The sequence below is a fragment of the Protofrankia coriariae genome, assembly GCF_001017755.1.
Taxonomy (GTDB): domain Bacteria; phylum Actinomycetota; class Actinomycetes; order Frankiales; family Frankiaceae; genus Protofrankia; species Protofrankia coriariae.
The window spans coordinates 15938-27844 of the sequence record NZ_JWIO01000044.1 but is presented as its reverse complement, the minus strand read 5'-3'; the positions used below and the strand labels follow the sequence as shown (position 1 = coordinate 27844).

Here is an 11907-nt window from a genome sequence, read left to right as displayed (position 1 = left end):
CGGCCCGGCCGGCGGCCGCGCCGCTTCCGCCCCCGACGCTGATCTTGCCCCCAACACCGCTCCTGCCTCCAACGCTGCTCCTGTCTCCGGCACCGGTTCTGTCCCTACCGTCGATTCCGTCTCCACCGCCTATCCTGGTTCCGATTCCGAGCCGTCCACCGAGCGTGACGAGGGTCGTCGATGAGCCGGAAAGCCCAGTGAGCCGGGAAGTCCTGGTGGTCACCCACCCGCGCCGTTCGGTCGTCCGGGAGATCGCCCAGCGGGTGCTGGACCAGTTCGTCGCCGCCGGGGTCGCCCCGCGGGTTCTGCGGGACGAGGCCGAACTGCTCGACCTGCGCTGCGACAACGTGGTCCCGCCCGATGACGCCGCCGCGTTCGGGGTCGAACTGGTCCTCGTGCTCGGCGGGGACGGCAGCCTGCTGCGCGGGGCGGAGTTCGCGCGCACCGCCGACGCGCCCCTGCTCGGCGTCAATCTCGGCCATGTCGGTTTCCTCGCCGAAGCCGAGCCGGACGCGCTGGAGTCCACTGTCGATCATGTTGTCCGCAAGGACTACCAGGTCGAGGAGCGGATGACCGTCGACGTGGCGGTCCGTCACCGCGGCAAGCTGGTCTACGAGGGCTGGGCGCTCAACGAGATGTCGCTGGAGAAGGTCGACCGCGCCCGGATGCTCGAGTGCGTCGTCGAGGTCGACAACCGCCCGCTGTCCCGGTGGGGCTGCGACGGCATGATCTGTTCGACCCCGACCGGGTCGACGGCGTACGCGTTCTCGGTCGGCGGCCCGGTGATGTGGCCGGGCGTCGAGGCCCTGCTGGTCGCGCCGATCAGCGCCCACGCCCTGTTCGCGCGTCCGCTGGTGCTGGCCCCGACGTCGTCGGTCGCGATCGAGGTGCTGCCCGCCACGCCGGCCGTGCTGTCCTGCGACGGCCGGCGGTCGGTGGACGTCGAGGCGTTCTCCCGGGTGGAGGTCGTGCGGGGACGCCGTTCGGTGCGGCTCGCCGTGGTGCACCCGCGCCCCTTCACCGACCGGCTGGTCGCGAAGTTCGATCTCCCGGTGGCCGGCTGGCGGGGACGCGGCGGCCGATGAACAGCGGCCGGTGAGCACGGTGGGCGCGGCGTGGCCACCCGCACCGGCGGTGTGTTGGCCGGCCGGCCGGCGGCGTGGACGCCGCACCCCATAGAGTCACGTTTGTGCTCGAGGAGGTTCGCATCCGCGGGCTCGGGGTCATCGACGACGCCGTGCTCGAGCTGGCGCCCGGCCTGACCGTGGTCAGCGGCGAGACCGGAGCCGGCAAGACCATGATCGTCCAGGGGCTCGGGCTGCTCACCGGCGGGCGCGCGGACGCCGGTCTGGTGCGCCCCGGCGCGGCGCGGGCCTTCGTCGACGGACGGCTGATCGTCTCGCCGGACGGCCCGGTGGTCGAACGGGTCCGCGACGCCGGTGGCGAGTGCGACGAGGACGGTCTTCTCCTCGGGCGGACGCTGACTGCCGAGGGCCGCTCCCGCGCGCACGTCGGCGGACGGGCGGTGCCCGCCAGCGTCCTCGCCGAGGTCACCGACGGGCTGATCGCCATCCACGGCCAGTCCGACCAGCAGCGGCTGCTGCGCACCGGGGAGCAGCGCGCCGCCCTCGACCGGTTCGCCGGCGACGCCGTCGCCCAGCCCCTGGCCGTCTACGCCACCGCCTACACCCGGCTGCGCACGGTCTCCGCCCGGCTCGCCGAGATCACCGGTCGGGCCCGGGAGCGTGCCGCCGAGGCCGAACTGCTGCGGACCGGGCTCGCCGAGATCGAGAAGGTCGACCCCCGTCCCGGGGAGGACGCCGCGCTCGACGCCGAACTGCGCCGGCTGGAGCATGCTGAGACGCTGGCGCAGGCCGCCAGCGGCGCCCACGCCGTGCTGGTGTCCGACCCCGCCACCGGCGACAGCGTGCCAGGCGCCACCGACCTGGTGGGGACCGCCCACCGCATGGTCGCGGCGGAGGCGTCCCTCGACCCGGCCCTGTCCGAGCTGGCCGACCGTCTGCACGAGGCCGGGATGCTGCTCGCGGACGTCGCCGCGGACCTCGCCTCCTACGCCGCCGGGATCGACTCCGACCCGGTCCGGCTCACCGCCGCCGCGGACCGCCGGGCGGCGCTGTCGGCCCTTGCCCGCGCCCACGGCACCGACCTGTCCGGCGTCCTGGAATGGGCTGACCAGGCCGGGCGCCGCCTGCTCGAGCTCGACTCCGACGAGGACCAGGTCGGCGTGTGGGCGTCCGAACGCGACCGGCTGGTCACCGAGCTCGCCGGGCTCGCCGGGCGGATCAGCGCCGCCCGCGGGGACGCGGCGGAGAAGTTCGCCGAGGCGGTCGCGGCCGAGCTCACCGGCCTGGCGATGCCGCGGGCCAAGGTCGAGGCGGTCGTCACGCAGCGTTCCGACCCGGCCGGCCTCCCCGTGGCCGGGCAGGTGCTCGCCTATGGCCCCACCGGGGTGGACGAGGTGGAGCTGCGGCTCACACCGCATCCCGGGGCGCCGTCACGCCCGGTGCACAAGGGAGCGTCCGGGGGTGAGCTCTCCAGGGTGATGCTCGCCATCGAGGTCGTCCTCGCCGCTGGCGACGTCGCCACGACGATGGTCTTCGACGAGGTCGACTCCGGTGTCGGTGGGCGGGCCGCGGTCGAGGTCGGGCGCCGCCTCGCCCGGCTGGCACGCACACACCAGGTGATCTGCATCACCCATCTGCCTCAGGTGGCGGCCTTCGCCGACCGTCATCTGGTGATCAACAAGGCCGACGACGGCTCGGTGACCCGCAGTGGGGTGACAACCCTCGACGACACCGGTCGGGTCCGCGAGCTCTCCCGGATGCTCGCCGGCGTCGAGGAGAGCACGCTCGCCCGCGGCCACGCCGAGGAACTGCTCGCCAACGCCGCCGCCGACAAGGCCAACATCCCCTGACCACGTCTGGGTTCTGTGATTGCCACGCACGGTAGCAACAATGGTCGTATGGCCACAACAATGGTCGTATGGCAGATGGCCCCGCCGCCGAGCCGCACTGCACCGAGTGCGTGATCAAGAATGGTGGCTCCGTCCCGGAAGACCTCGTCCCGCGGGCCGACGCGCGCACCGGGCCTCGTGGATGTTCTGATGCAGCTGCCAGGGCTCGCGCACCGGGTCCACACGCGGCAACTACGGGAGATCGTCGAAGAGTACGAGCGGGAGCACGGCCCACTCGACATCGATGGCGTCCAGGACGCGCTGGCGGAATGGCCCGACATCTAGGGCGTGTATCGAAAGCGCCGGTCACAGCCACCCGTTGCTCTGAGGCAGGGGTAAACCGCTACTTCAGCGGTGGATGTGGCGAGTACGGTGTGGCTGTGGCCGGTGATCGCGTGCAGCGGCGGTCACGGAGACAGACGCGCGGACGCGAAGGAGCGAATGGTGCCAGGCGCTGTACTGCGAGGGGTGACTCTGGACTGTGCCGACCCGCAGACGCTGGCGGGCTTCTACGGTGCACTGACCGGGATGCGCGAACTCTTCAGTACGGACGAGTTCGTCGCTCTGACGGACGACTCCGGCTGTGATCTGGGATTCCAGAGGGTTGACGGATACCGGGCTCCGCAGTGGCCGGGTCAGGACGTGCCACAACAGTTCCACCTGGATTTCCGCGCTGACGACCTCGATGCGATGGAAGAGCTGGCCCTGGAACTCGGCGCGGCCAAACCGGACCATCAGCCCGGCGACGGACGCTGGCGGGTACTCCTGGATCCGGCTGGCCACCCCTTCTGCCTGACGTCTTCCTGACATCACCGGCGTTGACAGGTATCCCCCGTCAGACGCCGTAGCGCTCAGGCTTGGGCGAGCGGCTCATCAGCTGCTGGCCGCCTCGGAGAGGGCATGGCGTCAGATGTGCTGGTCACAGCCACTCGTTGATGGCCGCTACCAGGGCGGTTGCCTCGTAGCGGACCGCGAGCTTGTCGTACCTCGTGGCCACGGCACGGTGCCTTTTGAGGCGATTGATGCTGCACTCGACCGCGTGCCGAGCCTTGTAGTCCTCCGGGTCGAACTTCGGCGGACGGCCGCCGCGGGAGCCGCGTTTCCTTCGGTTGCGGGCCTGGTCGGCCTTGTCCGGGATGGTGCAGCGAATGCCACGTCTGCGCAGGTAGGCGCGGTTCTTCCGGGAGGCGTACGCCTTATCAGCGCGCACCCGCCTCGGCCGGGTGCGCGGTCTGCCGGACCCCAGCCGGGGCACCCTGATGCGGCCCAGGACAACCTCGAACTGCGGGGAGTCCCCGCGCTGCCCGGCGGTGATCACGATGGACATGGGCTTTTGCCCCTGCTCGACGGCGAGGTGCAGCTTGGTGGTCAGGCCGCCGCGCGAGCGTCCGAGGCCGTGGTCGTCGGGCTCGACTGCGACACCGCCGGGCGGCTCCTTCTGCAGGTCCCCCTTTTCCTCGCTCCGGCGGCGTGCTGGTGGGCCCGGCAGACGGTGGAGTCGACGTTGAGGTCCCAGGTGATCAGGTCCTTGGCATCGGCCCGGGCCTGAAGTTCGGTGAAGATGCGCTGCCAGGTGCCGTTGCGCTGCCAGCGGCGGAACAGGTCGTACGCCCGGCCCCACGGCCCGTACTCGGCGGGCATGTCCCGCCACGGGATGCCGGTACGAACCCGGAACCGTATGCCGTCGATCAGCTGCCGCCGGGTCCATATCGGTGGCCGGCCGGGCTTCTTGCCCGTCGGCAACAGCAGCTCCAGCACGGCCCATTGCTCGTCCGTCAGATCTCCACGCGCCACGAATCAAGATCATCTCACGCCCAGGATCCACTTTCGACACAGGCCCTAGTCCGCAGGACCGGCAGGTGAACGTGCGGTCCGACAGGGTCAGGCCTGGGTGTCGCCAGCCACAGCCGGAACAGGTCTTCGAGCTTGGGTACCAGCGGTCCGCGACGACCAGCCGGGAGCCGTACCAGCCGGTCTTGTAGGCAAGCTGGCGGCGGACCTCGGCCATGCCGGTGTCCGACACGGCGCGGGCGAGGCGCTGGTTACGCACCATCCCGGCCACATGCAGATCTTCCACCACGATCGTGTCGTGGGACTTCGCCAGCCGGGTGGTCAGCGTGTGCAGGCCGTCGCGGCGCTGGTTCGCGACGCGGGCATGGATACGGGCAAGCCGGGCGGCGTGTCCCCGACGGCCCACGCTGCCCGGCTTCGACCGGGCGTAGGCGCGGGACGCAGCCGACGCAGCGAACCGGCGAGATGCTTCGGGTTCGGGATCGTCTCCCCGGTGGATAGCACGGCAAGGTGCTTCACGCCCAGGTCGACACCGACCGGGCCGGCTTTCTGCTGCCGCCGCGACGGCCCTTCAGGTATGTCGCGATCAACCTCAACAGTGAACGAGACGAACCAGCGGCCGGCGGTCCGGGAAACGGTCGCGCCGAGCAGTCAGCCCTTCCCTCCGGCAAGTCGACCCGTGAGCGCGCTCATCGATTCGTGGACCTTCACCCGGCCGATCCGGGGCAGTTTCACGCGCAGGTCATCAGCCGGGCCGTACGCGCCTGTCGTGTAGCGAAACGAGTCGCGTGCCTTCCCGCGCTTCTTGAACCTGGGAAAGCCGACCCGGCGGCCCTTCCGCTTACCGTTGCGCGAGTCCGAGAAGTTCTTCAACGCCCGCGCCAACTGATCCAGGCCGGCGGAGAACGCCTCCTTCGAGCACTCCGGCCACCACGGCGCGATCTCGTTCTTGACCTGGTTCCACCGCAGCCGCAACGCCGGCAGGGTCCACGGCGCCGGGGTCAGCGCGTCGCAGGCCGGCACGATGGGCCTGGTTCGGGTCGAGCGCGAAACGGTACGCCTGGAGAACCTTCACGAGTCCGCCTCGGTGGGAGCGGCGACGGCACGGGCAGCGCGGTTCGCGGCGCCACCGCGGCCATACAGCCGGGCACACATCGATGTGAGGATCTCGGTGATGTCACGGACCAGGTCGTCGTCCACCCCGGCCGGGTCGACGACGAGCAGCCGCCGGCCCTGCGCGGCGAGCGCCGCCTCGACGTACTCGGCGCCGAACCGGGCAAACCTGCCGCGGTGTTCAACGACGATCGTGGTCACCCCGGGGTCACGTAGCAGCGCGAGGAACTTACGGCGATGACCGTTGAGGGCCGAACCGACCTCGGTCACGACCTTGCCGACGGGCAGGTCCTGCCCGTCGGCAAGGCGGTGACCCGAGCAACTTGCCGGTCAAGGTCGCTCTTCTGACCGGCTGACGATACCCGGGCGTACACCGCCGTTGTCCCCGCCACGGCTGGCCTGGCCGGCTCGTCCACGAGGATCAGCCCGCCGACCTTACACGCGGAGACGGGCAGCCTGCCCTCAAGGGCCAGGCAGAGCCCGAGGGCTATACAGGTCGCTGCGGGTCACGTGGTCGGGGTGGGGGCGGCGAACAGGGAGGGCAGGGTGGAGGTGTGGGCGGTTCGCAGGTCGGCCAGGGTGACGGTGAAGGCGTCCTGGACCTCGAGGGTGTCGCCGTCGACCACACCGACGCGCCGACACGGCAGGCCGCGGGCGGCGCACATGTCGGTGAAGCGCAGCTCCTCGGAGCGGGCCACGGCCACCACCGCGCGGCCCGCCGACTCGCTGAACAGCTCGGTGAACAGGTCCGCGTCCCGCGGGAAGACGATTCGGGCGCCGTGCCCGCCCTGCAGGCAGGACTCGACCAGCGCCTGCGCCAGCCCGCCGTCGGAGATGTCGTGCGCCGCGGTGAGCATCCCGTCCCGGGAGCCGGCGACCAGGATCTCGGCGAGCAGCTTCTCGGCGGCGAGGTCGACGGCGGGCGGGCGTCCGCCAAGGTTACGGTGAGTCACCCAGGCCCACTCGGAGCCGCCGAACTCCTCCCGGGTCTGCCCGAGCAGCAGCAGCGAGTCACCCTCGTCCGCGAAGCCGATCGGGACCCGCCGGGCCACGTCGTCGAACAGGCCGAGGACGCCGACGACCGGCGTCGGGTTGATCGGCGTGGCGCCGGTCTGGTTGTAGAACGACACGTTCCCACCGGNGCCGGCGGCAGGCGTCCGCGAGACCCCGGCAGGCCTCGGCGAACTGCCACATGACCTCCGGGTCCTCGGGGGAGCCGAAGTTCAGGCAGTTGGTCACCGCGATCGGTGTGGCCCCGGCCGCGGCCACGTTGCGGCACGCCTCGGCCAGGGCGAGCTGCGCGCCCGCGAACGGGTCGAGCCGGCTGTAGCGGCCGTTGCCGTCCGTGGCCAGCGCGATGCCGAGGCCCGTCTCCTCCGAGAGCCTGATCACCCCGGCGTCCTCGGGCTGCGCGAGCACGGTGTTCGCCTGCACGTACCGGTCGTACTGGTCGGTCACCCACTCCTTCGAGCACAGGTTCGGCGAGGCGACCATCGTCAGCAGGGTCGCGCGCAGCTCGTCCCCGGTGCTCGGGCGCGGCAGCGCCGCCGGGTCGTCCAGCCGCAGGGCGTCGAGGTCCGCCGGCCGGCGCACCGGGCGGTCGTAGACGGGCCCGTCGTCGGCGAGCGAGCCGGGTGGGACGTCGACGACGACCTCACCATGCCAGCGGACGATCAGACGCCCGCTGTCGGTGACCGTACCGATCCTGGTGGCCAGCACGCCCCAGCGTTCGGCGAGCGCGAGCACCGCGGGCAGCGCGTCCGGGGTGACGATCGCGAGCATCCGCTCCTGGGACTCGCTCGCGAGGATCTCGTGCGGCGCCATCGACGCCTCCCGCAGCGGGACACGATCGAGGTCGACCGTCATCCCGCCGGGGCCGCCGGCGGCGAGCCCGGCCGCGGNNCCGGCGGCGAGCCCGGCCGCGGTCGTCTCGGTCAGCGCGCAGGTCAGCCCGGCCCCGCCGAGGTCCTGGATGCCGACGACAAAGCCGCGGTCGAACAGCTCCAGGCAGAACTCGATGAGGATCTTCTCGGTGAACGGGTCGCCGACCTGGACGGACGGCCGGCGCGCCGGCCCGCCGCCCTCGTCGAAGGTCGCCGACGCCAGCACGGACACGCCGCCGATGCCGTCCCGGCCGGTCTTGGCGCCGAGCAGGACGACCGCGTTGCCGACCCCGGTCGCCGCCGACGTCTGCACCCGGCCGACCGGCAGCACCCCTACGCACAGCGCGTTGACCAGCGGATTGCCCTGATAGGACGGGTCGAAGACGACCTCTCCGCCGATCGTGGGCAGGCCGAGACAGTTGCCGTAGCCGCCGATGCCCGCGACCACCCCGGGCAGCACCCGGGCGGTGTCGGGGGCGTCGGCGTCCCCGAAGCGCAGCGGATCAAGGACGGCGATCGGCCGGGCACCCATCGTGAGAATGTCGCGGACGATGCCGCCGACGCCGGTCGCCGCGCCCTGGTACGGCTCGACGAAGCTCGGATGGTTGTGCGACTCGATCTTGAAGGTGACGGCGAGCCCCTCGCCGACCGCGACCACCCCGGCGTTCTCGCCCATGCCGACGAGCAGCCGGTCACCCGCGGGCGTGTCGCGGAACTGACGCAGGTGCACCTTGGACGACTTGTACGAGCAGTGCTCGCTCCACATCACCGAGTACATGGCGAGCTCGGCGTCGGACGGCGTGCGCCCGAGCGTGCTGACGATACGGGCATACTCGTCGTCAGTAAGCCCGAGCTCACGGTAGGGCTGCACGGTCGCGCCAGGCGCAACAGCGTCGGAAAGTAGCGTGGACGGGACGGTGGGTGCGGTCGGTGTACCGGTCACGCCACCCATCTTCCCGGACGTCTCGCGGCGAAGCCGGCCAGCGCCCGTGAGCCCGGCCAGGCCCGGGAATCCCGACGGGACAAACCTGCTCAGACCCGGTCAGAGATGCCCCGGCCGGTGAACCCCGACCAAGGGGTGGGCACCCCCTTCCGGAGGCTTCCCAGAAGCGCCGGGCCTGGCCCGAAAAGCCACATCCCGGCTGCACCCACATCCATATGATCACCCAATATGATCACCACTGCGTCCAACCGGTTGGCGCCTCAGGCACCGCCTCCGAACGGATCCGGATCCGGCGGGAATCCCCCGGGTCAGCGCGGCCCGCGCTTCAGCCTCCCTGTGCGACCCGCTTCGCAGGTCTGTTGCCAGCTCCTCATCACACAATTCCATCACCCAAGATTGACTTCAAAATTTGCATGTAGTTTGCATGTAGACTGACTGAAGTTGCGAGATGGGAGTAGCCGGCGGAACGGGATCGTCGTACCGGCCGCGCGGAGCTGACGGGTAAGGAAACACCTATTTCTTTGTAAAAGTGCGATCGTGGGATCAATAGCGGTGGTAGACCTCACGGCGGTGAGCGGTGCTGACTACGACGATGACGAGATCGGCATCACGGGGTAGGTAGATTGGACCCGGTAGTCTCCGACCCGCAGGCGCAGGTGCCCGGGACGGCCGACCACGGCCTTGCAGCCGGCCGGACGCGGGTCATCGGTCAACCCGACGATCGCAGCCTCGATACGCCGCCGGGCCGGCTGCGGAATCTTCCGGAGCTCCCGCCAGGCAGCCGGACGAAACTCGATCTTGCAGGGTGCCGCAGAGCCAGAGCTTCAGGAGGCGAGCAGGTCGGTGTCACCGAACTCGGCCAGCACCGCCTCGAGCGGAATGTTCTCCCCGGGCTCCGCCCAGGCCGCGTCGATCGCCTGACAGTCGGCGTCATGCTCGGCCGCCGGATAGTCCTCCTCGTCCCACCACGGGACGACGCCAGGCTCGCTCATACCGCCACGATACGCTGGACGCACCCAACGGAATGCGTCTTCAAGTGGTCCGGTTCAGGTAGTCCAGCCTGCCGTGATCAGCATGAACAGAGAGCAGATGAAGTGCTCGGCTCACCACGGGTCCGTCGCGTAGCCGCCGTTCGGAGAAATGCGGCTCCCGGATACCGGTGATTGCCAGGCCCGTGGCCGTGAACACGAGGGCGAAGTCCTCCAACGGCCGAGTCCAGGCGGCAACCGGCACCGGGGACGGCTCGCCGGCGACGTCGAACTCCGCGTCCATGCCAAGTGCATCGTCGGCCGGGACGAAGAGTCGCCCGGCTGCGGATCGCCGCCCCGTATCGGCTGCTGAGAGAGGCTGGGAGCCGCGTCAGGAGTGGCCGTAGGGCTCCGGGCCGGCGGCGTCCCCGGCCGGGGCCTGGGCGGGATCGTCCGGGACCGAGCCGGGCGGATGCGCGGCAACACCGACCAGTTCCAGGTCGACGGACTCCGCGTCACCCGGATCGTCGTCGTACACCACCGACTCCGGGTGCGCGGACGGCGCCACCAGTGCCTCCGAGTGGGCACCACAGCCGTGGTCGAGCGCGGTCACCCGGCCGTCGTCCGGCGCCATCTCGTTCGCGCACACCCCGAACACCTGCCCCAGGGCGCCGGCGAGACGCACATGGAAACCGCAGGTCCGGCAGGCCGCGGGGGCAACCCGGGCAATGGACGCCTCCGGGCCGGACTCGCCGGCATACCAGCGGGCCACCGCGTCGTCGCGGCCCATCACCGACAGCAGGCGAGGACGGCCGAGGCCGATCTCGTGCCACGCGTCGGTGTCGACGAACTCCTCGACGTCGCCGAGACGCAGCGTCAGGCGCGGGTCGTCCACGGCGGTCGGCAGCAGGTCGCCGACGCCGACGTCACCGGGACGCAGCCGCTGGGACCACGGCACCCACTGCGGGGCGGTCAGCGCCCCCTCGCCGGGCATCAGCACCACATCGTCCACGGTGGCCTTGCGCATGCGCGAGGCGCGCGTCACCACCACCGTCCAGACCCAGTTGGGGTAGGCGCGGGACCGGCAGGCGAAACGGTGCAGGACAAGCCGTTCGCCGTCGGCCTCGACACCGAGATGCTCACCGACCAGGCTGGGATCGCCAGCCTCGGCGAGGGCGGCGGCCCGGGCCTGCTCAACGGCCGCGGCGCACACGGCGTCCAGCGCGGGTGGGCGCGGTGCCCGGGGGGCGCGCGGGGTCCTGGGCGAGGCGGACGGGCGGCTCACCCGAACGGCCCGCGCCGGCCAGTCGGCCCGGTCCGGATCGACGGGCTGGTCCAGGTCGACGGGCCGGTCAGGATCGACGGGCACCGTCACGTCCCCGCTCACCGGTGCCGGGGGTGCTGCCGGGCCGCGCTGTACATCCTGAGCCTCCACGCACGTATTGTCGCCTACACGTTCCGGAACTGCGCTGCGTGGTCGTGATGGCTCTCCTGGGGGGGAGGACACTCAGCATGGTGAACGTGGGTGCCGGTGTCGCCAGGGGGGTGCGGAAGCTGCGGGCCTCCGCCCGCCGGGGCGGCGCCGAACAGTCCGGGCTCGCCTCCCTGATGGAGCTTTCGTTCGTCAACGCGGCTGGGGACGCGCTGGTCACGGTAGCACTCGCCGGCTCGCTTTTCTTCGCGGTGCCCACCGGTGAGGCCCGGTCGAAGGTCGCTCTGTACCTGTTGATCACGATGGTGCCGTTCGTCCTGCTGGCACCGGTGATCGGTCCGGTGCTGGACAGGTTCGCCTATGGTCGCCGAACCGCCCTGGCCGCGATCTGCCTGGCCCGCGGCATGCTCGCCTGGCAGCTCGCGAGCTCCCTCGACGGAGTGGCGGTCTACCCGCTGGCGCTCGGGCTGCTGATGCTGTCGCGGTCGTTCGGGGTGGCCCGCAGCGCGGTCATCCCGCGGGTGACCCCCCGGGAGCTGACCCTGGTGAAGGTCAACTCCCGGATCTCCCTGGTCAACATCGTGGCCGGGGCGGTGGTGGCCCCCGCCGCGCTCGGTATCGCCAACATCCCCTACGTCGGCTATCCGTGGGTGCTGCGGATCTGCGCCATCGTCTACATGATCGGCGTGCTGCTCGCCTTCAACCTGCCGAAACACGTCGACTCCGCCGCGGGTGAGAAACGTGCCTTCCTCGGGACGGGCCGCTTCCGCCGGGACATCACCGGCCGGCTGCGCCGCGCGCTC

10 protein-coding genes and 3 pseudogenes (1 of these 13 running past the window's edge) are annotated in these 11907 nt (G+C 71.1%); 6 read left to right on the top strand and 7 right to left on the bottom strand.

Annotated features, from left to right (window positions below):
* The 5 genes from FrCorBMG51_RS20425 to FrCorBMG51_RS20405 form a co-directional block, all read left to right on the top strand.
* A protein-coding gene (locus FrCorBMG51_RS20425; protein ID WP_476742221.1) for a TlyA family RNA methyltransferase crosses the window boundary here: on the top strand, positions 1-42 show its end. The gene continues 891 nt to the left of window position 1, outside the view; only the last 42 of its 933 coding nucleotides appear in the window; the start codon falls outside the window, past its left edge; the stop codon is at positions 40-42.
* Positions 43-197: 155 nt separating this feature from the next.
* On the top strand, positions 198-1085 hold the full coding sequence (locus tag FrCorBMG51_RS20420; protein WP_047224642.1) for an NAD kinase: 888 nt from the start codon (positions 198-200) through the stop codon (positions 1083-1085).
* Positions 1086-1189: 104 nt separating this feature from the next.
* On the top strand, positions 1190-2935 hold the full coding sequence (gene recN, locus FrCorBMG51_RS20415) for a DNA repair protein RecN (protein WP_047224641.1): 1746 nt from the start codon (positions 1190-1192) through the stop codon (positions 2933-2935).
* Positions 2936-3124: 189 nt separating this feature from the next.
* Positions 3125-3259 carry a hypothetical protein gene (locus FrCorBMG51_RS32705; RefSeq protein WP_256386275.1) on the top strand — a complete coding sequence of 45 codons (135 nt, stop codon included), beginning with the start codon at positions 3125-3127 and terminating at the stop codon, positions 3257-3259.
* A gap of 156 nt (positions 3260-3415) precedes the next feature.
* Entirely contained in the window at positions 3416-3781 is a 366-nt protein-coding gene (locus FrCorBMG51_RS20405; RefSeq protein ID WP_174876265.1) for a VOC family protein, read from the top strand.
* A 112-nt stretch (positions 3782-3893) separates the two neighbouring features.
* On the opposite strand, the gene FrCorBMG51_RS27365 is transcribed toward FrCorBMG51_RS20405, so the two are convergent.
* From FrCorBMG51_RS27365 to FrCorBMG51_RS20370, 7 genes and pseudogenes are all read right to left on the bottom strand, one after another.
* Positions 3894-4768, bottom strand: a protein-coding gene (locus FrCorBMG51_RS27365; protein ID WP_200902529.1) for an IS5 family transposase whose coding sequence is annotated in 2 segments (ribosomal slippage) — positions 3894-4376 and positions 4379-4768 — 873 coding nt in all. Because the reading frame shifts where the segments join, the coding sequence is not laid out codon by codon here.
* Between the two features lie 46 nt (positions 4769-4814).
* Positions 4815-5840 (bottom strand): annotated as a pseudogene (gene tnpB / locus FrCorBMG51_RS20390) (IS607 family element RNA-guided endonuclease TnpB); the annotation flags it as partial.
* Positions 5837-6339, bottom strand: a pseudogene (locus tag FrCorBMG51_RS20385) (IS607 family transposase); the annotation flags it as partial. The pseudogenes tnpB and FrCorBMG51_RS20385, both read right to left, overlap by 4 nt.
* 45 nt (positions 6340-6384) lie before the next feature.
* Positions 6385-8704 (bottom strand): annotated as a pseudogene (purL, locus tag FrCorBMG51_RS20380) (phosphoribosylformylglycinamidine synthase subunit PurL).
* Between the two features lie 824 nt (positions 8705-9528).
* Entirely contained in the window at positions 9529-9696 is a 168-nt protein-coding gene (locus tag FrCorBMG51_RS28605) for a hypothetical protein (protein ID WP_157180602.1), read from the bottom strand.
* 40 nt (positions 9697-9736) lie between these two features.
* A complete protein-coding gene (locus tag FrCorBMG51_RS20375) occupies positions 9737-9976 on the bottom strand; it encodes a hypothetical protein (protein WP_047224639.1) in 240 nt (79 codons plus the stop codon).
* Positions 9977-10063: 87 nt separating this feature from the next.
* Positions 10064-11047: a DUF3027 domain-containing protein gene (locus FrCorBMG51_RS20370; protein ID WP_047224638.1), complete on the bottom strand. Its 984-nt coding sequence runs from the start codon at positions 11045-11047 to the stop codon at positions 10064-10066.
* A gap of 137 nt (positions 11048-11184) precedes the next feature.
* Between FrCorBMG51_RS20370 and FrCorBMG51_RS31855 the strand changes: the two genes are divergently transcribed.
* A partial coding sequence (locus FrCorBMG51_RS31855) for an MFS transporter (RefSeq protein WP_476742220.1) occupies positions 11185-11907 on the top strand: 723 nt, incomplete at its 3' end.